The sequence below is a fragment of the Eubacterium ruminantium genome (genome assembly GCF_900167085.1).
In the GTDB taxonomy this organism is placed as follows: domain Bacteria; phylum Bacillota; class Clostridia; order Lachnospirales; family Lachnospiraceae; genus Eubacterium_Q; species Eubacterium_Q ruminantium.
In genome coordinates, this window is the sequence record NZ_FUXA01000003.1 from 45,709 (window position 1) to 67,944 (window position 22,236).

General features: G+C 38.0%; 18 protein-coding genes and 1 tRNA gene. 3 read left to right on the plus strand and 16 right to left on the minus strand.

What is annotated here, in order from left to right:
* From B5D25_RS00220 to thyA, 4 genes are all read right to left on the minus strand, one after another.
* Complete coding sequence (locus B5D25_RS00220) at positions 1 to 4,080, minus strand: tetratricopeptide repeat protein (protein ID WP_078785739.1); 4,080 nt, start codon at positions 4,078 to 4,080, stop codon at positions 1 to 3.
* Between the two features lie 30 nt (positions 4,081 to 4,110).
* The gene (locus B5D25_RS00225) at positions 4,111 to 5,196 is read right to left on the minus strand and encodes a heavy metal-binding domain-containing protein (RefSeq protein WP_078785740.1); all 1,086 of its coding nucleotides are present in this window, start codon (positions 5,194 to 5,196) and stop codon (positions 4,111 to 4,113) included.
* A gap of 114 nt (positions 5,197 to 5,310) precedes the next feature.
* On the minus strand, positions 5,311 to 5,814 hold the full coding sequence (locus tag B5D25_RS00230; RefSeq protein ID WP_078785741.1) for a dihydrofolate reductase: 504 nt from the start codon (positions 5,812 to 5,814) through the stop codon (positions 5,311 to 5,313).
* A gap of 31 nt (positions 5,815 to 5,845) precedes the next feature.
* A complete protein-coding gene (gene thyA, locus B5D25_RS00235; protein WP_078785742.1) occupies positions 5,846 to 6,676 on the minus strand; it encodes a thymidylate synthase in 831 nt (276 codons plus the stop codon).
* 240 nt (positions 6,677 to 6,916) lie between these two features.
* On the opposite strand from thyA, the gene B5D25_RS00240 reads away from it, so the two are divergent.
* Entirely contained in the window at positions 6,917 to 7,264 is a 348-nt protein-coding gene (locus tag B5D25_RS00240) for a helix-turn-helix domain-containing protein (protein ID WP_078785743.1), read from the plus strand.
* A 23-nt stretch (positions 7,265 to 7,287) separates the two neighbouring features.
* Here B5D25_RS00240 and B5D25_RS00245 read toward each other — a convergent pair whose 3' ends face one another.
* The 7 genes from B5D25_RS00245 to B5D25_RS00275 form a co-directional block, all read right to left on the minus strand.
* On the minus strand, positions 7,288 to 9,174 hold the full coding sequence (locus B5D25_RS00245) for a response regulator (RefSeq protein WP_159444038.1): 1,887 nt from the start codon (positions 9,172 to 9,174) through the stop codon (positions 7,288 to 7,290).
* Positions 9,175 to 9,209: 35 nt separating this feature from the next.
* Positions 9,210 to 10,427 carry a tyrosine--tRNA ligase gene (tyrS, locus tag B5D25_RS00250; protein WP_078785745.1) on the minus strand — a complete coding sequence of 406 codons (1,218 nt, stop codon included), beginning with the start codon at positions 10,425 to 10,427 and terminating at the stop codon, positions 9,210 to 9,212.
* A gap of 89 nt (positions 10,428 to 10,516) precedes the next feature.
* Entirely contained in the window at positions 10,517 to 12,115 is a 1,599-nt protein-coding gene (locus B5D25_RS00255; RefSeq protein WP_078785746.1) for an O-antigen ligase family protein, read from the minus strand.
* An 87-nt stretch (positions 12,116 to 12,202) separates the two neighbouring features.
* Positions 12,203 to 12,286: transfer RNA gene (locus B5D25_RS00260), tRNA-Leu, on the minus strand.
* A 117-nt stretch (positions 12,287 to 12,403) separates the two neighbouring features.
* Positions 12,404 to 12,880 (minus strand): MazG nucleotide pyrophosphohydrolase domain-containing protein, encoded by a 477-nt coding sequence (locus B5D25_RS00265; protein WP_078785747.1) that lies wholly within the window; start codon positions 12,878 to 12,880, stop codon positions 12,404 to 12,406.
* 14 nt (positions 12,881 to 12,894) lie between these two features.
* A complete protein-coding gene (locus B5D25_RS00270; RefSeq protein ID WP_078785748.1) occupies positions 12,895 to 13,965 on the minus strand; it encodes a GGDEF domain-containing protein in 1,071 nt (356 codons plus the stop codon).
* Between the two features lie 157 nt (positions 13,966 to 14,122).
* Positions 14,123 to 15,799 carry a glycoside hydrolase family 32 protein gene (locus B5D25_RS00275; RefSeq protein ID WP_078785749.1) on the minus strand — a complete coding sequence of 559 codons (1,677 nt, stop codon included), beginning with the start codon at positions 15,797 to 15,799 and terminating at the stop codon, positions 14,123 to 14,125.
* A 245-nt stretch (positions 15,800 to 16,044) separates the two neighbouring features.
* Here B5D25_RS00275 and B5D25_RS00280 point away from each other — a divergent pair, with 245 nt between their 5' ends.
* Complete coding sequence (locus tag B5D25_RS00280; protein WP_078785750.1) at positions 16,045 to 17,400, plus strand: NCS2 family permease; 1,356 nt, start codon at positions 16,045 to 16,047, stop codon at positions 17,398 to 17,400.
* 70 nt (positions 17,401 to 17,470) lie between these two features.
* Here the strand turns inward: B5D25_RS00280 and rplT are convergent, their stop codons facing one another.
* The 3 genes from rplT to infC all read right to left on the minus strand — a co-directional run bounded on the left by rplT (position 17,471) and on the right by infC (position 18,699).
* Positions 17,471 to 17,827 (minus strand): 50S ribosomal protein L20, encoded by a 357-nt coding sequence (gene rplT / locus B5D25_RS00285; protein ID WP_078785751.1) that lies wholly within the window; start codon positions 17,825 to 17,827, stop codon positions 17,471 to 17,473.
* Between the two features lie 93 nt (positions 17,828 to 17,920).
* Positions 17,921 to 18,118: a 50S ribosomal protein L35 gene (rpmI, locus tag B5D25_RS00290; protein ID WP_078785752.1), complete on the minus strand. Its 198-nt coding sequence runs from the start codon at positions 18,116 to 18,118 to the stop codon at positions 17,921 to 17,923.
* Between the two features lie 32 nt (positions 18,119 to 18,150).
* Entirely contained in the window at positions 18,151 to 18,699 is a 549-nt protein-coding gene (gene infC / locus B5D25_RS00295; protein ID WP_078785753.1) for a translation initiation factor IF-3, read from the minus strand.
* A gap of 275 nt (positions 18,700 to 18,974) precedes the next feature.
* On the opposite strand from infC, the gene B5D25_RS00300 reads away from it, so the two are divergent.
* The gene (locus B5D25_RS00300; protein WP_078785754.1) at positions 18,975 to 19,634 is read left to right on the plus strand and encodes a hypothetical protein; all 660 of its coding nucleotides are present in this window, start codon (positions 18,975 to 18,977) and stop codon (positions 19,632 to 19,634) included.
* A 40-nt stretch (positions 19,635 to 19,674) separates the two neighbouring features.
* On the opposite strand, the gene folK is transcribed toward B5D25_RS00300, so the two are convergent.
* Together folK and folP are read right to left on the minus strand one after the other, a co-directional pair.
* On the minus strand, positions 19,675 to 21,363 hold the full coding sequence (gene folK / locus B5D25_RS00305) for a 2-amino-4-hydroxy-6-hydroxymethyldihydropteridine diphosphokinase (protein ID WP_078785755.1): 1,689 nt from the start codon (positions 21,361 to 21,363) through the stop codon (positions 19,675 to 19,677).
* Between the two features lie 48 nt (positions 21,364 to 21,411).
* The gene (gene folP / locus B5D25_RS00310; protein WP_078785756.1) at positions 21,412 to 22,236 is read right to left on the minus strand and encodes a dihydropteroate synthase; all 825 of its coding nucleotides are present in this window, start codon (positions 22,234 to 22,236) and stop codon (positions 21,412 to 21,414) included.

The following is a 22,236-nucleotide window of genomic DNA, read 5'->3' on the forward strand; positions in this document are numbered from 1 at the left end:
TTACAGTTTAATTCCAAGTGATGCAAGCAGTTCCTCTGCCTGTTTTTGCATTTCTTCTTCTTTTTTCAGCTGTTCATCAAGCTTTTCGCTTTCCTTCTTAGCAACCTCATCAAAATCATTTTTGATTTCAACAGTTCCCCTGCCAAGACCAGGGAATAAAGATGAACTGAATTCCGGATAATCGTCACCCTTAGGTGATGCCTTCAGGATTCCATCAAATCCCGATATACCAATAGATGTTCCATCTCCCTGATAGCTGTAACTATCACTTGAATCCGCATCAAACGACTTACCGTTTCTATCACTGAAAAATCCATTTGACCCGCCGGAATATAATCCATTCAGGCCAGCACTTGAATCGTAATCATCTTTTACCTCATCCGAATCAGCCGAGGCTTCAAATAATCTGTCAACCTTTCCAACAGAACTCTCAAATTTATTATCATCTACATGATCAGCATTCTCTGTTACATCCGATTTATGCGAATCATATTCTGTTACAGGTTCAGATGTATAACTCTTTTCTTCCTGTGCATATTCTTCTGATGCATAACTTACATCTGATGAATAGCTTGTCTCTGAAGCATATTCTTCTGTTGTGCTATCTTCTGATGCATAACTTGCATCTGATGAGTAGCTTGTCTCTGAAGCATATTCTTCTGTTGTGCTATCTTCCGATGCATAACTTGCATCTGATGAATAGCTTGTCTCTGAAGCATATTCTTCTGTTGTGCTATCTTCTGATGCATAACTTGCATCTGATGAGTAGCTTGTCTCTGAAGCATATTCTTCTGTTGCGCTATCTTCTGATGCATAACTTGCATCTGATGAGTAGCTTGTCTCTGAAGCATATTCTTCTGTTGTTCCATCTTTCGATGCATAACTTGCATCTGATGAATAACTTGTTTCTGTACTATACTCCTCTGATGTTCCTTCTTCAGATTCATGACTTGCTTCTGATGAATAATCTTCAGAGGCAGCAGATTCCTGATCTTCATCCAAACTATTTACTTCTTCGGATTCGTCTTCGTCTTTTTCGTCATCGCCATACTCAAGTTCAATACTTGCAGTATTATAAAGCGCTGCAGCCTTAATCTTCTCAAGGATACTATCTTCGTCTTCTATAACATCTCTGATGTCTTCTTCTTGTTCATCAGGCTCATAATATGATGTTGATTTATCAACATTATCAATCTCAAGTCCAATCCTAAGATCATCAAACGACTTATCAGAACTTTCAGATTCGGAAATCTTCTTCTCTTCCTCATCCTTTTTATAAGCATTAATGCTGTCAAATGGATTTGCAAAATCAAGACTTCCTTCATCATCAAGTTCCGCTATGGAATCGGATTCCGGAGCAAATCCATCATCAAAATCATACGAAATAAGATCGTCAATATTTGTTTCAGGTTTCAATTCCCTCATGCTCTCTTCGTCACCTTGTTCTTCTTCTGACTCACCTGTTTCTTCAGCAGCTGAGCTATCACTTTCATAGTTTCTCTCATCCTGAACCTCTGATTCAGCACCGTCATTTTCAACCGGTTCCTCATCACTTACTGATTCAGTATTTCCATAGTTTTCATTAGTATTTTCATTTTCTTCGGCAGAACTTACAGTATCCTGTTTTACAACTTGCTCTTTTAAGTAATCTTCAGTCTCACCCAACTCACTACTTTCTTCTGAATCGTCATCATCATTTTCTTGTCTGTTCATGATAGCAACGAATTTAGCGAAATAGTCTCTCATATCGTCAGAGCTTGTGTTGTTATCGCCGGATTCTTCAGCCGATTCATTTAAATCCTCAGATTTAATATCATCCACTGTTTCATCGGAATCATTTCCAACTTTGAAAATGCTCTCTCTGTCAGAACTTAATTCCTCTTCAGTGCTTTCATCACCCACCTTAAAGATACTTTCCTTTGTTATATGATCATCCAAGGATTCTTCATCGGAATCCTCAACATTTCCATCATATGACTTGCCGGAATATAATGTATCATCAGTTTCTTCATCATCCGAAATCATCTCAGTTTTAGATGTTCCGGTATATTCTTCATAAAACTCTGCATCGGAATAATCTTCCTCTTCTTCAGAGTTGTCTTCAATATTCAGTCCGGCATTAATAAGAGCTTCATATCGTCTCTGTACCTCTGCCTGGATTTCAGCCTCTTCACGAGCCCTTTCTTCCTCTTCACGAATACGAGCCTCCTCGCGGAGTCTTTCTTCTTCGCGGGCTCTTGCTTCTGCTTCCGCTCTGAGACGTGCTTCCTCACGGAGTCTCTCTTCTTCGCGAGCTCTTGCTTCTGCTTCCGCTCTGAGACGTGCTTCCTCACGGAGTCTCTCTTCTTCGCGAGCTCTTGCTTCTGCTTCCGCTCTGAGACGTGCTTCCTCACGGAGTCTCTCTTCTTCGCGGGCTCTTGCTTCTGCTTCCGCTCTGAGACGTGCTTCCTCACGGAGTCTTTCTTCTTCGCGGGCTCTCGCCTCCGCTTCCAGTCTTTGAAGCATTGCTTCTTCTCGAAGTCTTGCCTCTTCACGAAGACGTGCTTCAGCTTCTTCTTTAAGTCTCACTTCAGCATCATCTATATATTCAGCACCGGATATTTTCTCGCCGGATTCTTTATCAGGATAAATCTCTTCACCAAGAGACTTGCCCATAACCTGACTATATACTTCTTCAAATGCCTTCTTCCAAGATTCATCGCCCGAAGAATCATCTTCTGACTTGGACTCTTCTTGGCCGGCTTTCCCTGAATTTTCAGCTGTATTTTCAACCTTTTCTTCGGCCTTTTCTTCAGTCTTTTCTTTAGTCTTTTCTTTAGTCTTTTTTTCTCTCTTTTCTTCAGCCTTATCTTCTTGTGCTTTTTTATCTTTCTCGGATTTCTTAGCACTCTTGGCTTTTTCAGCTAATTGTTTTGCTTTTTCAGCTTCTTCAAAGACTATCGCACCTGCCATCTCATCAGTATAAACTGCCGTCTTTGCAAACACTTCACCAACAGGTCCTGTTTTGACTTCATCATCACTTTCTGGCGAAGCCTCACCGGTCTTCTCTGATTCATTTTTCTTCTCAGAAATATCTTCCTTCGACTTTTCGGAAGCTTTTCCTTCCTCTGATTCGGATGCTTCTGATTCTTCTGTATTTTCATCGGATGATTCATCACGCTTCAATGTTCGCTTAATCATCCTCTTAAATCCTTTTTTAAGGTTTTCTGCAGCACTCGTAACTGCATTTTCACCTTCTACTGGTTCACCGTCTTCTGATGTTTGATTGGAATCAGCATCTTTTTTATTGCCAAGAACCTCTTTGAGATTCTTCTTACGATACTTACGTTTTTGCTTATTAGACAACTCCGCAAACTGGTCATCTACCATGAGAAGTATTTCCGGATCCTTAGGATTTCTGACAAGGTAATCTTTCTCAAGCTGTGCAGCTTCAATCTTTCTTACCTCTTCCTCTTCCGGATCATCATCTTCCGTTTCTTCCGCATTAAAAATATCGAAATACTTAGCAATCTTAACCCTATTCTGGATAACTTCGTAAAGAATATCTATATTCTTACTTGTCTTAAATGTTGCCATATAGTCTGAAATAACAACATCTATGTCATCCTTATCCATAAGCAGACATAACAGAATCAGTTCAAAGCTCCAATCCTCATCCATATTGTCTCTGTAGTATGGATAGAGAAGGTCATAAAGCTCCTCGTATGGAGCCTTATCTGCTTTTTTCATAATATAGGTAAGGTCATCGATCTTTCTCTGGGAACTGCTCTCGATGAAAATATAATGTTCATAATATTTTTGAGCAAGATCTTTAAAGCCTCTTTTTAAATACAAAACCACAAGAGATTGCAAAACTTTGCTGTTACCGTCCGCCATAATATGCGCTCTTACATATTGTTTTCTGGCATCAGCATAACGGCCTACATTTTCATATATCTCTCCGCAAGTTCTGACAAACTGTGGATTGAGTGACTTCTCAAGATCCTGCGCATCCAAGATATCGACTGCAACATCATAGTTGCGAGCCGCAGCCAGTTCTTTTATTTTATTTACGCTGGCCATGCTTAATCCTGAACCCACTTAGAATCACCTCATATCAAGTCTTTATTATTAATTATCTTCGAAAACCTTCTCAACTTTCTCGATAACACTATCCTTCATGTTGCCTCGAGTTCTTTCGTATATCTGCCCTGATTCCATAATTTCGAGAAGCTGAAGTCTGTACTTAGTATCAATATCTTTGATGTAACTCATGAGCACATCTTTAAGTTCATTGACATATTCTTTTTCCTTCATCTCTTCGATCATCTTCTCGTAATCAAACTTGGTATTAAGTCTGATATCATCCTGCTTACGACCACAGACGATACATTCAGTATTGCCGGCTTCATTAACATGACCACAGTTGCAAGTCCAGATCATTCCGTCAGTTCTATATTTTTCTACAGCATCAATACCTCTCTTAGCTTTAAGCGCCTCAAGTCTTCTTGTGCTCATCGATACATTGATCGGACTGTCATTACAAGCAAATACACCTCGCGGTGTAACATATTTATTGATAATTACTTTTGCATCTTTCAAAAGCTTAATATCATTTGCCGAAAGATCGCATGGTACATAATCTGATTTGATGAGGGAAATGTTGCCCTTATCAATCACCAGATCCACACCCTTTATAACAAGTTTTTCATCATATAAGTTTGTAAGTTCTATATCAGCTCTTACAGCATTTATATCGTCAAGATTATAATTGTAAAACCATACCGAAAGATTTACATCATCATTTCTGCATTCTGCCACTACCTTAACAGGTCTAGGGACAAGTCTCGTATAATAATTCGTTACAAATAATTCTTTGTGAACATCCGGTATCACATTTTCTTTCTTCTTGATTCTTACAGCTGTACCTGTCATAAGCACAGCAAATGAACCTGATGCAAGCTGAGCATATTTCATCTCGATACCAATGATGGCATTTGCTCTTTTTGACTTTGCATTCTTAATGAGATTTTTCTTAACCTCATCATCGCAATCGTTAAGATCGCCAAGATCCTGATTTTCAGATCCCGGTATATCAGCTGCAATACCTTTTATAAAACTTGATTGATAAACCGCTTGACCTACTACAAAGCCCAGGTAATCGGTTATTTCATACCCTTCAAAATTATCACCGGTTGTAAGTAACAGATCTGCCATTTACTTCCCTCCCCAAATCATATAAAGCTTCAATTCCAACGCCGGCAGACCCTTCAACTCATATCTGCAAACGATAAATTATTATATCATATTTCAGTCAAAAAACCAACCCGTTTATACTAATCTTTGAGGAGTTTTATTAACATATCTCTGGTAAGTATATTCAATACTGAAGCATGTTTCTTCCTCGCTCTCCTCTACCATTTCCCAGCCCGGAAGTTCGTCTAGATTAGGGAAATAAGCATCCGCCTGATATTCATAATCAAGCTTTGTTACAAATGCCTCATCACAGTAGTCTATAAGCATTTTATAGACACTAGCACCACCGATAACAAAGATATCATCATCATAATCTTTCAGCACTTCTTTAAGAGAATCAATGCCATCAACAACGATTGCATCCTTCACTTTAAAATTCGGATTTTTAGAAAGTATGATATTGGTTCTGTTTTTCAGCGGAAGTCCATTTGGAAATCCATCCAATGTCTTTCTTCCGAGTACAACCACATGCCCTGTGGTTATGGTTCTGAACCTCTTCTGATCGCTTGGGATTCTTACCAAAAGGTCATTTTCAAAACCGATTGCCCAATTGTTATCAACAGCAACTATTGCTTTCATTTTTCATCCTCCGTCAAACTGATTTATAAGATTATACAGCTATAGGTATATCTTTTACCTGAGGTCCTGTAACATAATCTTCTATAGTGAAATCTTTAACTGTAAATTCGTAGAAATCCTTGATATCCGGATTAAGTGTTACCTTTGGCGCCGGATATGTTTCTCTCTTTATGAGTTCCTTAACGATAGGAATATGTCTGTCATAAATATGTGCATCCGCAATGACATGAACCAGCTCACCCGGTTTAAATCCCGTAACCTGCGCTATCATCATAAGAAGGGCGCTATACTGAACAACATTCCAGTTATTCGCCGCAAGAACGTCCTGAGATCTCTGATTAAGAACAGCATTAAGGCGGTCTCCCGTAACATTAAATGTCATGCTGTATGCACACGGATAAAGATTCATCTCATGAAGATCCTGATGAACATACATATTGGTCATGATTCTTCTGCTGTAAGGATTATTCTTAAGGTCATAGATCACTCTGTCAACCTGATCAAACATGCCTTCTTTGTACTGATGCTTAATTCCAAGCTGATAACCGTAAGCCTTACCAATAGAGCCATCCGGATCAGCCCATTCATTCCATATCTCGCTATTAAGATCATGGATATTATTGGACTTTTTCTGCCATATCCATAATATTTCATCAATAGCCGATTTAATATATGTTTTTCTTAAAGTAATTGCCGGGAATTCTTCCGCAAGATCATATCTGTTGACCACACCGAATTTTTTTATGGTATATGCAAGAGTTCCGTCTTCCCATTTCGGCCTGACCTTTTCTCCTTCAGTGCTATATCCATTCTCAATGATGTCAGTACACATATCTATAAATAATTTATCAGCGCGGCTCATAATATTCTCCTTTTTCCAGACTCCTGTGACCGATAATTTTCCATTTGAAAAATCGATCTTACTTTTTCCCGGATTCAATCCGGAAATATGTATTTTTAACAGGATATAATTCGTTAATAATCAATTTTTCACAGAATTCGATCCGATTTTTGTACATTTCGATCCCAAAATGCTTTAATTCTAATTTTATATGTTAACATAAATTTCAATCAAAAAAAAGGAGTAAAAGGAGAAAAATACATGGATAATCTTATATTTTGGGGTGAAATCCTAAGGAAAGCCCGAGTTGCCAGAAATCTCACACAGAAAGAAGTTGCCGCCGTGCTTCACATTTCGAGACAAACATACAGTAGTTATGAAACAGGCAGAACTCATCCGACACCTGAAATGATAGCCATCCTATCCAATATTTATGACATCAATCTCTTTGAGCATATAATGAAATATCTGCCGGAAGAATATGTGTCAGAGCAGCACGAGTTCAAATACTCTATGCCCTCATCTCCTGATATTACTTCCGGCAGATATGAACGTGTCAGGAAAAAGATTCATAAAATCTTTCCTGAAAATATTGAATTTGATGATTAAATCATCTGTTCAGGCATGCCATCCTATGATGACAATGTTTGAACAAACTTTCTGGTTATTGATTTAACATTCTGGAACTTCTTCTGATTGATGTTATGAAGTATATCATAAAGCATCTTTCTCTTCTCATCACTCATATCATAATCAGCGGCAGTTTCCAGAATATCTCTGGCTTCTGATGTGATATTTCCCTGATCCATTGAAACAAGAGCCTTATAAAGCATAGCCTTTAAATCTCTGTCACATATGAGAATGCCGTTTGTTCCTGTAGGATATTCATACTTAGCACCTGTCTCATGAATGCCAAGCCATATTTCAAAACTGTCAGTAACTTCACGCCACTTCTGAACAAGATTACGCCAGTTCATAGCAGCGACTTCAAGCGAATCTTCCTTTGCTATATTTACATGATCATCGAACATATCAGCAAGATAAGCAGCCCCAAGACCATCAACCTTATCTCTGAGATCTCTCGCTGTATTCATATAACCATTTTGATCTTCTTCATTGAGTGTTCTAAGCAGCGCCGATGAATCCTTCTCAAAATCTCTGCAGAACTTGCAAGCCGCGCGCCTGTAATTCTTGATATTTCCACCAAAGGTTTCAAGACCTTTACTAAGAAGAACTCCACCAATCTGAAGCTTCTCTTCCTGAACAGCAACAGCTTTGATGATCTTCACAAGTTCAATATCATCAGGAAGGGCTGACTCTTCAGAATTCTTGATAAGAAGATTATTAAAAACATACTTACCAAAAGGTTTTCTTATAACGCCTGTGAATCCCTTAGCTTTAAGAACTTCTTCATTCTCATTCTCTTCAAAGCCTTCGGAGATAATAACGTATACTTTCGAGTTATAGCATCGATTCATAGGCATATTATTCAGATTTTTAATAGTCTGAATACCGTCCATTCTCGGCATATATCTCGGAATGAAAAGTATGTCATATTCACTGCCTTTAACTGTATCGAGGCATTTCATTCCATTTTCAACAAAATCAATCTTTGCTCCGGCAGATTCTGCCATCGTCCTTAATTTCTCAATATCATCGGGATTATCCGAAACAGCAAGAATGGATAATGGTTTCTTAAGAACAAATGGTTTTCTGATGATAGTACCTTCGGTATTTACATCAACCCCAAAGTTCACTTCATTTTTCTTGAAAACCCCAATAAGAATACTGTCCTTTAAATTCCCGAGTTTTTTCTTAGCTTTTTTCGCCATATCTTCCGCCTTATTAGTCGCTCTCTCTTCCATTGTATAAACCGGAGTTTCCGGCTCTTTTTTATTTTCTTCTTCAACCATATTATGGTTTTCAGGAAGAACTACAGTGCCTGCAAAACTATCAGCGTCAGACCATCCACCTTCAGGCGAATCAGACTTATATGAGGATGTATCCTCAAAAGGATGAATCTGATTCCCGGTGAACATATCCGTCTCTACGCCCTCAAAATTAAACTCCTTTTGAGCATAACTGATGAGATTCCCGGTTTCTGTAGCCGGAATTCCAACAGTCCCCCTGGTTTGATCAGCTCGTGCCGCGGCAGCAGCTTCACGCCTTGCCACCTCTGCCCAATACTCCGAAGAGTTTTCCGCTTCCTTGTTTCTCAGAAGCTGAGCAGCCGAAACCTGCTTTGGTTCAGCATCACGAACCACAAATCCATTTATTTCCAGCGTAGCATTGTTAAATGATGAATAAGACTTTCCCGATGATCCGGCAGTCGTATCATTTCCTGACTCTTTATCATCGGAATCACCATTTTCATTGTTCCTTACAGGACCCGTTCTGGTACTGTTATATACCGGAATTTCATTAACATCATAAACAGCATGCTGCACATTTTTAGGGTTAAATTTTCTGTAAATAACATATACCACCACAGCAATGACGGTAATAATAATTATTGGCATTATTTCACCCCGCGTTCCCCACATTTAAACAATAATTAAAGAGTAATCTTTCTAAAGTTCTTCTTTCCTCTTCTTACTATGAAATCAGCACCAAATGCATCCTTCGTGTATGAAGCATATACATCAACTATCTTTTCATCATTAACGACAACGCCGCCCTGCTCGATAGCTCTTCTTCCTTCACTTCTTGATTTAACAAGTCCGGCCTTTACAAGAATACCGATAAGGTCAACCTTTCCATCAACAAAATCTTCGTCGGAAAGTGATGTCTCAGGCATATTTTCTGAAGATCCTGCCGAGAAAATATTCTTAGCTGCACTCTGTGCCTTTTCAGCTTCCTCTTCACCATGAACAAGTTTTGTAAGTTCATATGCAAGAATTTCCTTAGCCTTATTAAGCTCTGCGCCTTCCCAAACTTCCATAGCCTGAATCTCTTCTATCGGAAGGAATGTAAGCATCTTAAGACACTTGATAACATCCTTATCATCAACATTTCTCCAGTACTGGTAGAAATCAAATGGTGATGTTTTATTTGGATCAAGCCATACAGCACCCTTAGCTGTCTTACCCATCTTCTTACCTTCTGAGTTAAGAAGAAGTGTTATTGTCATGGCATGAGCATCCTTACCAAGTTTCTTTCTGATGAGTTCAGTACCACCAAGCATATTAGACCACTGATCGTCTCCACCGAACTCAAGATTACATCCGTACTTTTCGTAAAGCATAAGGAAATCATAACTCTGCATAAGCATATAGTTAAACTCAAGGAAATTAAGACCTCTCTCAAGTCTCTGCTTATAACACTCAGCCGCAAGCATTTTATTCACGCTGAACTGTGATCCGATATCACGGATAAATTCAATATAATTAAGATCCATAAGCCAGTCAGCATTATTGACCATAAGAGCTTTTCCTTCTGAGAAATCGATAAAACGGCTCATCTGCTTCTTGAAGCATTCGCAGTTATGATCGATTGTTTCTTTGGTCATCATAAGTCTCATATCTGTTCTTCCTGAAGGATCACCGATCATACCGGTTCCACCACCAACAAGAGCGATCGGCTTATTTCCGCCTTCCTGAAGTCTCTTCATAAGGCAAAGCGCCATGAAATGACCAACGTGAAGACTGTCTGCTGTAGGATCAAATCCTATATAAAATGTTGCTTTTCCTGTATTTATAAGTTTTTTAATCTCCTCTTCATTTGTCACCTGAGCAATAAGGCCACGGGCAACTAACTCTTCGTATAACTCCATCATGTCTCTCCTTAATACTTTATATATAAAAAGCCGATCAATCAGCTTTTAAGTGCATTTTCGCACACTTTTAAATATTATATCATTTTCTAACGTTTTTTTGAAGTAGCTTTATGATATATCTTATCAGCTTTTTTATCTCTTGCGACTCCTATACCCAATGCTAAGAGCACATAGAAAATCGGTGTTATTATAGGCTGTTCCGGATTAACCATAGCCTGAGCAAAATATGCTGTTCCACCGGCAATACATGCCATAACCGCAGGATTTTCCGCCGCATTCTTTATCATATAAACAATACTGCTCACAACAAATCCGACATACGCAGCAACGCCCACAATACCTGTTGTAAGAAGCTGCTGTAAGATTACATTATGACTGCTATCATAAATCTTCTTTGGAATGGTTCGCATATCTTCAAGATACCACTTCGAAACCACATCTCTCACAGATTCATTTCCAAATCCAAAAAACTTATTCCAAATATTTCCTTTGTTATAAGATTTCACCGTTCTATCCCAGATGAATCCTCTAAATTCGCCCCATCTGTCGTTAAATGTAAAATACTCATGGCCTGAATTAAAACCAATGATGAGAACAATGATCATTCCCACAAATCCTGCCGCTGTAACTATCAGCATCAACTTTTTACTCTGAAATTTTTCATAAACCGGATTTTTCTTAACTCTTACATACATTAATGCCGCAAAAATGATAAGAGCTGCAAAGAAAAATATACCCATTATCTTTTTATTTCCGATTATTTCCGCTATTCCGTTAAGATGACCTTTACTGCCCTTCTTAACCTCATTAAAGATGGACATTGCAAAGAATCCGGATGCAAGAACCAGAAGCGCCGCTGCCCATTCGACGATTTTCTTATAGTGAACCGCCAAATAGAAAAGGATTATAAATGCCGCACATGTTCCGATATAAACATTATCACTCTTAGATGTCATAACAGTGAATGCAGCCGCAAAAAGTCCAATCCCCGAAAAACATTTAAGTATAGGATTATTTGCAAATATTAAAATGGCCACCGAAATAGAAAGGAAAATGCAGATATATCCACCGAAGGTATTCATATTCCCTATGGTTGACATAAATATTGTCTTCTGATTATCTACAATATCTTTTCTCCATCCGCCAAAGTCAGTTCCAAAATGCTGAACAATACCGATGTAGAACATTATGCACGAAACAACCGTAAGCACTATATATATCACAACACTCACATGCGCTTTATATCCTACAGCAAAAAACATAATGACGAAAACAAGAATCATCATTAAACCAAGTCTTCTGCCCTGTTCTCCGGTCCATGCAGCCGTCTTATCTTTTGCGCCAAGAAATGAGATGAAATTTGCCAACAGATAAATTGCTGCCCAGAAGAAAGGACTCCTTGTCATTCTCTTCGGATCAAGGAAGAACAAATATTCCGTATCTCTCTCTTCACTCAGAGAATCCGACATGCAAAGCCTTAGAATATATGCAATAAAGATAAGTCCGATAAAACCTATTGTTCCATAGATGAAACAAAAAGCTCTCGTCTTTGTTATATCAAAATAAAGATCATGAAAAAATAAAAGATAAAAAGTTGAAAGATATGCCAAATAGATATTGGTCGCAATGTATACAGGTATATCTCTAAATTGATGTAGTGAATTTTTTTTCTTAGCCTTTCCCATAACTAACCTCTTAAAAAAGTTTCTAAAAAAATAAATACCCTTATATCGAAAAAAGCTCCGGAAGAATATTCCAGAGCTTATCTTTCGTGCGGGAAAAGGGACTTGAACCCTCACGACGTTGCCATCACTAGATCCTTAGTCTAGCCTGTCTGCCAATTCCAGCATTCCCGCTTATTTGCTTGTTTCGTGTGTGTTTATCACCCGCAACGTTGATTATATTATCATGAGGTATAGGTAATGTCAACACTTTTTTAAAAAAAATTTTTTTATTTTTTTTCGAGCCTATTTTCAGTCAGAAAAACCCTTTCTTTTTTTGGCTTTTTCAATCAAAAATGTCGTCTCATTCATCGCATCTTTCAGATAATCTCCCTGCCACTCTTTGCCTTCTTTTTCTTTCTTCTTTATTTCTTCCCACGCAGCATGTCTCTCCTCATCCGATTCATAATTAATCCCAGAGAAAACATGTGGATGGCGACGAACCATTTTCTCTGAAACAGTTGCTGCCACATCATCAAAAGTGAAATAACCTTCTTCTTCCGCTATCACCGCATGGAACATTACCTGAAGAAGCAGATCTCCAAGTTCTTCCTTAAGATTGCCCGGATCACCGGTCTTCTCAAGAATGTTGATCCCCGATACAACTTCCGCTGCTTCTTCAACGCATGCAGCCTTCAAAGTTTCATGTGTCTGTACTCTGTCCCATAGACATCCATCTTTAGCCCTGAGCCTTTTAACTATTTCCTTAAGATTATCTATTTCTGACATTTTATTCTCCATATCTAATATACAACTCTGTCACGTCCGCCGGTCTTACCTCTGTAAAGCTTTTCATCAGCTTCCTTAATGGTTTTATCGATATTTCCACTAAAATCATATTCCGTAAGCCCGAATGTCATGGTAACGCTTATCTCCTGTTCTCCAAATGTAAATACATGATTCTTTATCTTTTTTCTCAGCGTATCCAGCATAGTAAATGCATCATCACCATTTACACCGCTGAATATAAGGAGAAATTCCTCGCCGCCCCATCTGGAAACAAGACAATTTTCTCCGCATTCATTTCTTAGTATTTCCGCCATACTCTTAAGCACCAGATCTCCGGCATCATGTCCGTATGTATCATTGACTTTCTTAAAGAAATCAATGTCTGCGATACAAATACTGATTGCCCCAAGGGTACCGGCCTTCTTAACACTGTCAAGATAGTCCGACGCATATCTTCTGTTGTAAAGCCCCGTAAGCCTATCTGTATTCGCCTCTCTGGCAAGGCTGTCATTATACTTCATAAGCTTACTCTCCTCGATATTTTCTCTATGAGAATAAATATATGATATTATGACCGTCAAAAGAAATACAGCCGAAATATTTACACTCTGTATCATTTTTCCTGACACTTCACTTATCTCTGTTTCAGGAAGAGTTCCACTGTAAATAAATATCGTTACAATTCTTACACACAGCACCAAAAGTGTAAGAACTATCTTGAATGCCATTCCGGCATGAACCGCAAAATAGCACATCATGAGCATCGTGATAAAATAATTCTGCATTCCGGCACTCCATCCGAAACAAGGAATGAGCGACAGACTGAATATAAATGTGAACATCAAAAATAATGTCAGCGACACTTTGGTGCTTGAATTATATGTTATTGCAAAAAGGATAATAATGGCCGCAAAAATGAGACCGATCTTGTACGGTGAATACTTAACCGCTCCCCACCCGGCTATAACAAGATCAAGTAAAAACGCAACCATCATAACGATATAAATGATACGAAGCGTTACGATTCCGCGTTTAGGTTCATTTTGATTTCTTACATCTTTACAAATAAAATTTTTTAACCCCATACGCGACCTCTCTTCTCCGAAAAAAAACAAAGATCAAACTCTATATTTATTATATTACATTTATGTTTCACCCGCAATTATCCATAAAATAATGTTACGATCCGAAGCCTTATTTTTCTGATTTTTCATCTATATATAAAACGTTTTATCTACAATTTTATTCATATATCCTGATAATCCCTTCCATGCCTTCTATGGATAAATTCTTCGATAATATATCTTCCGGCGCTTCTATCTCAGTATATCTTTCACCATCATTGGAAATATAAGTTATTATGCCATTATCGATTATAATAACCATTTTATGATCACTCTCATTTATATCTAAACCAATATCTCCGATTCTTATCTTCTTGGTTGTAACAGTACCGGAATTCTTAATCTTACTACAGCACTCATCAATGCTATCCCTTTTACTGTCTGTAGTATTCCTCATATTACAGTAATTTTCATCCATACCAACTCGGGTACCCTCAACATCTTCAGTATTCTCTGCCAACTCCTGCGGCTTATCATTCCAATCGACAACAATAGCCACAGGCTTATCATTTAACTTTTCTTCGAATCTTTCTATGATTTTAAATTCACGAACCGTCTTAAAACGGTCCCATAACTCTCTTACAGGCTTTATATTTATCCTATAGCCTTTCTCCGTGCGTTTTAACGACATTTCCATGGGAATAGCCATCATTCCTCTAAAACCGCCCTTATCGTTCTCTGTGCGCAGCCAGGCAACACTTATACATCTATCATCTATACCGGCAAAGGTCTGAGCAGCGTAACCAAGCTTTGAACCATATGCAAAAAGCATATTCGATTCCTTCTTAAAAGTATAGCCGTCGAATTCTCCTATCATGTAATATCCGTCAGCTGACCAAAATACCCATTTTGTTTCATCACTTCCTTCAACCTTTAATTTAAAAAGGTCCGGACATTCCCACATTTTGTCCGCAGTAAACTTACAGCTTTCCTTCCAGTGAATAAGGTCATCCGAACGAAGGATCACAAAATCATTCCCCTCAAGATATAAAATCATGATATACGCTTTACTCTCCTCATGCCAAAAGACCTTCGGATCTCTGTTTTCATCCGCAATATGCTCAACAACAGTACATTTTTTTCGGAGTGTATAACCATTATCATTTGATACAGCTATCCTTTGAACATGTTTTCGTCCCTTAGATGCCGACCATTCATTCCGTCCGCCGGAAGCAGTATAAAAATAAATAATGCTGCCCGCTCCGAATCCGGCTGCATTTTTATCATCCGAAAAAGCACAGCCTGAATATACGGTTCCGTAATCATCCGGAGTTAATGCCGTATCAAGACACTCCCAATCTATCAGATTTTTACTGACAGCATGTCCCCAGTGCATATTTCCCCAGTCAATTCCGTAAGGATTCCACTGATAATACATATGGAACAAACCATCTTTATAGATAAGCCCATTAGGATCATTTATCCATCCCATTTCCGCCGTAAAATGCAGCCTCGGACGATATTTATAATTCAAACGAGGCTTTTCATCGCTCAAGCCGACAGAAGCCTTTAATACCTTTTCATCTGCATCCGACTCTATATCTACTTTCTCTGCAGTTTCTTCTCCGTCGCCGCAATTAATAGACTCTGAATTACCACAACCGACCCTGATATCGATAACCCGTCCAAAAAAATTACTTACATCCATAGGAAAATAATATTTCGCCTCGCCCTCAGCCAGACGTATATCAAATTCCATAAACTTATTATCATCTATATAGAAATGCAATTTTCTCTCTTCGCAGTTTTTATCAACCGCAAATAATATATATTTTTTTGAAATATCAAATCTCATATATACAGCCTTTCTGAATCAATAAATCTATAAATAATATTATCACGTTCCTGAATATTTATCACACATAATACCCCAAAAGTTATATTCAAGTTCTTGTTTTAAATTCCCGCCTGTGATACTCTCTTACTAGAGGCAAAACTTTACGAAAATCAACTGATACAGGCAAGATTTTCGCACGAATTTTGTCCGACAAAATATCTTCTTCCAGAATGGAACGAATGAAAAATAAGGGAAGGTGAAACATGTTAGAAAAAGTTTTCAAACTCAAGGAACACGGCACCAATGTTAAAACCGAAATCATTGCGGGACTCACAACATTTCTGGCCATGGCTTATATTCTGGCAGTTAATCCAAGCATCCTTGGTACGGTTATGAACCAGAACGGTGTATTCCTTGCAACAGCAATCGCTTCGGCTGTCGCAACATTTATCATGGCATTTCTTGCCAACTACCCTATCGCACTTTCAGCCGGAATGGGACTTAATGCATATTTTGCATTTTCAGTCTGTATGGGTGATCTTGCCAGTGAAGGAGCAGATGCATTTAAGATTGCTCTTACGGCAGTTCTCTGTGAAGGTCTTATCTTCATATTCATATCACTCTTTAAATTCCGTGAAAAGATCATCAATGGAATTCCACAGAACTTAAAATTCGGTATTACCGGCGGAATCGGTCTCTTCATCGCATTCATCGGTATACAGGGTGCAGGTATCGCAAAAGCTTCAGACTCAACTCTCGTTGATCTGGGAGATTTCTCAAAACCTGAAATGGTGCTTGCCCTCATCGGAATACTTGTAATCGTTATTCTTAGCCACTACAAGGTAAAAGGAGCCGTTCTTATCGGAATACTTGCAACATGGATCCTCGGAATGGGCGCTGAAGGTATCGGATGGTATAACGGAGTAAGCGTTTTCCCTGATTTTTCAAATGGACTTGTTGATTTCAGCGGTCTCGGTGAAACTGCATTCAAATTCAATTTTTCATGGGTTGGCGAACATATTGTTCAGTTCATCGCTATTCTCTTCAGTTTCCTTTTTGTAGACCTTTTTGATACAGTTGGTACAGTAGTCGGCGTTGCCGATAAAGCCGGTCTTCTTGATAAAGACGGTAAGCTTCCACGAGTTGGAAAAGTTTTCATGGCTGATGCAGTAGGAACAACTTTAGGTGCATGTCTTGGTACTTCAACAGTAACAAGCTTCGTTGAATCTTCAGCCGGTGTAGGTGCAGGAGGAAAAACAGGACTTTCATCAGTTGTTACAGGATTTATGTTCCTTATTTCTATCGTTTTAAGTCCTATATTCCTTGCTATCCCATCTTTCGCAACAGCTCCGGCCCTTATATATGTCGGAATGCTCATGTTCAGCTCCACACTTAAGATTAAATTCGACGGCGATATTGCCGATTCTATAGGCGCTTATATGGCAATCATCATGATGCCTCTTACATATTCAATTGCAAATGGTATCATGTTCGCTATAATCTCATGGGTAATCGTTAAGGTATTTACCAAGAAGGCTAAAGATGTATCTCCTGTTATGTGGTGCGTATTTATCTTATTTGCTCTTAGAATAGCCGCTCTGGTTACTAACTTCAGTTAAATACTTTCCATGTAAATACATAAAAAAAATACCTTCCGATGAAATATTCATCGAAAGGTATTTTTTTAAACTAAGCAATCTTAGCTTTAGCTACTTCAACGAGCTTAGCGAATCCTTCAGGATCACTTATAGCCATCTCTGAAAGCATCTTACGGTTGATATCAACTTCTGCAAGCTTAAGACCATACATAAGTTTGCTGTATGAGATACCATTGATACGTGCAGCTGCATTGATACGAGCGATCCAAAGCTTACGGAAATCTCTCTTTCTCTCACGTCTGCCGGCAAATGATGAAGCAAGTGCTCTCATTACTGACTGCTTTGCTACTCTATACTGCTTTGATCTAGCTCCTCTATAGCCCTTAGCGAGCTTAAGTGTTCTGTTGTGCTTCTTCTTGGCATTAGCGCCACCTTTAATTCTAGCCATTTTAAATTATCCTCCTAAACTGTTATACAATCCTCACCTTGCCTAAGTATCCGGCAAAGCCTTCCATTAATTCCAGAAATATAACAAACAAAATTAGATATATGGTAAAATCTTCTTCATTACCTTGCTGTTTGTCTTATCTGTAATAGTTGCTTTTCTAAGATTTCTCTTTCTCTTAGTAGTCTTCTTAGTAAGGATGTGGCTCTTATAAGCTTTATTTCTCTTTAACTTTCCTGTACCTGTCTTCTGAAAACGCTTAGCTGCAGCCTTCTTAGTCTTTAACTTTGGCATTATTTTATCCTCCTTAAATGCATCTAGCAAAATTAGTGTTTTGCAGCAAGAAACATTGTCATGCTTTTGCCTTCAAACTTCGCCGCCTTATCGACGGTAGATATATCTGAAAGCTGCTCTGCAAAATCATCAAGAATCTTCTTACTCTGATTTACATACGCAAGCTCTCTACCTCTAAATCTAAGTGTTACTTTGACTCTGTCACCCTTTGAAAGGAATTTACGAGCCATATTCATCTTGGTATTAAGATCATTCACATCAATATTTGGTGAAAGTCTTACTTCCTTAATCTCTACTATCTTCTGCTTCTTCTTCTGTTCCTTTTCCTTACGCTTTAATTCATAAAGAAACTTGCTGTAGTCTACGATCTTACATACAGGCGGTTTAGCATTAGGTGAAACTCTTACAAGATCCAACTCTGCTTCTTCAGCTGCTGCAAGCGCATCCTTAATAGACAAAACCCCAAGCTGATTACCTTCAGCTCCGATAACTCTAACTTCTTTGTCTCTGATCTGTTCGTTAATTAAGTACTCTATTGTTTTTCCCTCCAAACAAAAAAAATGATGGACAGCATCCACCATTAACAAAAAATTGAAATATCTTCAAAATCCTCTGTTATTTAACCCAAGTCATCCAAATGCTAAGGTGAGAGTGGATACTCTACTTTGTTTTCAACATGCATAAAGTTAACACACATATATAATGGTGTCAATAGATTTTTAAATATTTCCAGAAAATATTTTTATTTTTTTCCATAAATCCTTCAATACGATTCGTATAACAAATATAACGATAAGTAAACAGGGGCGAATAGTACTTATCAATATTAGTGAAGATTTATATGGAGGACAATTATATGAACAGCAACTTACCAAATGAAAATCAATTCAACAGTAACATTTCTCAGATTAACGATATGCCTATCGGAGCTAACAATTACGATAATCCTTTTTCACCATCTGAAGTTGATATTTATAAAGCAACAAAGGCACGTTCAAAAGGAATATATAAAACTCCGATACTCGTAACATGTCTTTTATCACTGCTTGCCGTCACCATCGCGCTTGCATCACTTTATATAGGTGCTAAAGAAAAAAATAATCATACTTCTAATACATTTTACACAAAAGACACAGTAATAGATAAATATGAGATACGTAATCCTGAATCCAAAGAACAGGACGTAAATATACCGGATACAGTGACTGAGGGTTTCGTTTCTATTCATTATACATCATTACATGATAACGATCGCTCAAACAAAAAAAACAACTTTAAAACATATTTAATATTTGATAGCGCCAAGGATGCGGAAAAATTTTATCATCATCTTTCAACTCAGTCTATTTTCACCACACGTAGCCATACCATAAATATCGATTTAGATGACTTTTATACCATAAAAAACAATTTGATAATTTATGATATGTCAAATATGACAAAATCAACAATTAATCGTCCGCACCCGGCAAGTCCTGATCCTATCTATATTGATGACGAGGAGTATTGCGATTGATCGCCAAAATATCCCTGTTAAAAATGTGATGATCGGATGATCAATACGTTCCCAGAATATCCATTTCATCGGTTTCGGCAGCTATCTCGCCTAAAGCCTTCATTACATTTTTATCAGTAATACGTCCATCAAATGTCACATAGAAATAATATTGCCATTTCTTTCTAAGACTCGGTCTGGATTCAATACTTGTCATATTAAGGCCATTACTGTTAAAGTGCTTCATGATGTTAAATAACGCACCAACCTTATGGGCTGTCTTAAAGCAAAGACTTATACTGTCAGCATCTTTAAGAGCGACTTTATCTTTTGTGACTATAACAAATTTTGTAGAATTATCATTGGATGTATTGATACCTTTTGCAAGAACCTTTAAACCATATAATTCCGCAGCCCTCTCACTTGCTATAGCAGCATTTGCAGGGTTGTTATCATCTCTGATCTTTTTTGCAGCCGCGGCGGTATTATTTACGCTGACGGCTGTAAAACCATTTTTATCAATAAATTCTTTGCACTGCATTATTCCCTGTGCATGAGAATAAACTTTCTTTATATCTTCTATACCTGCTGATGGAAGTCCAAGAAGAGAATGCTCAATATCAAGAACAACCTCAGCTACTATTACAACACCGCTGTTACGGATTATATCGTAATTACCGCTCACAAATCCTGCAGACGAATTCTCAATAGGAATGACACCATAATCAGCTTTTTTGTTAATAACATCATTTACTATGTCATCAAATGATTTAACATTGTAAACCTTTACATCGTCGCCAAAGAACTTATGAACTGCCATTTCAGCATAAGCTCCCGGAACGCCTGCATAGACCACTTTGCTATTCTCATTGATACAGAGTTCATCTACTATCTTATATGATTTATCAAAATATGGCTCGGCTGCATTTTCAGCTTCAGCTGATAATTCTTCCATAAGTGTCCGTATATTCTTCTTAAATACAGGATGCATCATAAATGGCGCGATTTCCTCAGCCGGTCTAAGCACAAAATCCCTCAAATGCATTTCCTTATGCGGAATAATGAGCTTTTCACTTGAAATGATTTCTTCATCATAAAGAAGAATATCTATATCAAGTGTTCTAGGTCCCCAATGGATGATTCTTTCTCTTCCGGCATCCTGCTCTATATCACTTGTTACACTCAAAAGTTCATCAGGTGTATATAATGTTTCTATAAGTACTGCAGCATTCATAAAATCAGGCTGTTCCACAGGACCATATGGCTCTGTTTCTATCATACCTGAAACCTTAAGGACCTTGATATAATCATCTTTTCCCAGCTGGTCCACTGCTGTTCTTATATATTTTTCTCTATCTCCAAGGTTTGATCCAAGGCCAAGAAGAACTGTATGTTTCTTTCTTTCAACCTCAACAGCCACATCTTCAAAATCAAGATCAATAGGAGCATTCGGCTTACTTACTTTGATCTTCACGCCTTCGATTGCCTCAAAACCGATAAGTATCTCTGAGGCTATATTTTCAGCAACCGTCTCTATAAGGTCGCACTTTTCTCTTGTTACAACATTTTCTATTAATTCGGCAACTTCTGCATAATTAACCGCAAGGTTGATATCATCTTTTTGAGCTGCCTTTCTTACAGAAAGATATAGTTCTGCAGATACTCTGAACAACTGTCCTTCTTTCTTTTCTTTTTCAAATACACCATGATAAGCAAATATATTAATGTTTTTAATGAGTATCTTATCCATTATCTCTCCGCTCCCGCTGTAAAAACTTTTCTTCCCGTTGTAATAACATTATTTACCTTCGGTCATCATTGCAAATGTCATATCAAGAGCTCTTCTGTTCTTCTTAACATCATGAACTCTGAATATTCTGCATCCTTTCATTAAACCAAATACAGATGTTGCTATAGTTCCTTCTTCTCTCTCATCCTTAGGAAGGTCTAATGTCAATCCGATCATGCTCTTTCTTGAAGTTCCGAGGAGAACCGGATATCCCAGATTGCATATCTTTTCAAGATTGTTCATCATAATAAGATTCTGACTGAGATCTTTAGCGAAACCGATTCCCGGATCAAGAACAATCTTATCGTCAGGTATCCCTGCATTTAATGCTATTTCCACCGACTTTTCAAGATCCGATATTGCATCATTTATATAATCATTATACTCGGCTGATTCTCTGTTATGCATAAGTATGACTCCGACTTTTGACTCAGCACATACTTCAGCCATACTCTTCTCATAAACCTCTTCGCTCCATCTAAAACCCCAAATGTCATTCAAATAATCTGCACCGGCTTTAATTCCCGCTTCTGCAACCTCAGCTTTATATGTATCAAGCGAGACAGGGATATCAAAATGACTTTTAACAGCTTCTATAACAGGACATACTCTTTCAATCTCTTCCTTCTGTTCAACAAATGTATATCCCGGTCTTGTAGACTCACCGCCTATATCTATCATATCAGCCCCATCTTTTATCATCTCTTCAACGTGGCGGAGAGCTTTATCTTTATCATTAAATCTGCCGCCATCCGAAAATGAATCGGGAGTAACATTTAATATTCCCATAACTATAGGCTTCTCATCTTTACGAATACTGTCAATAATATGCAT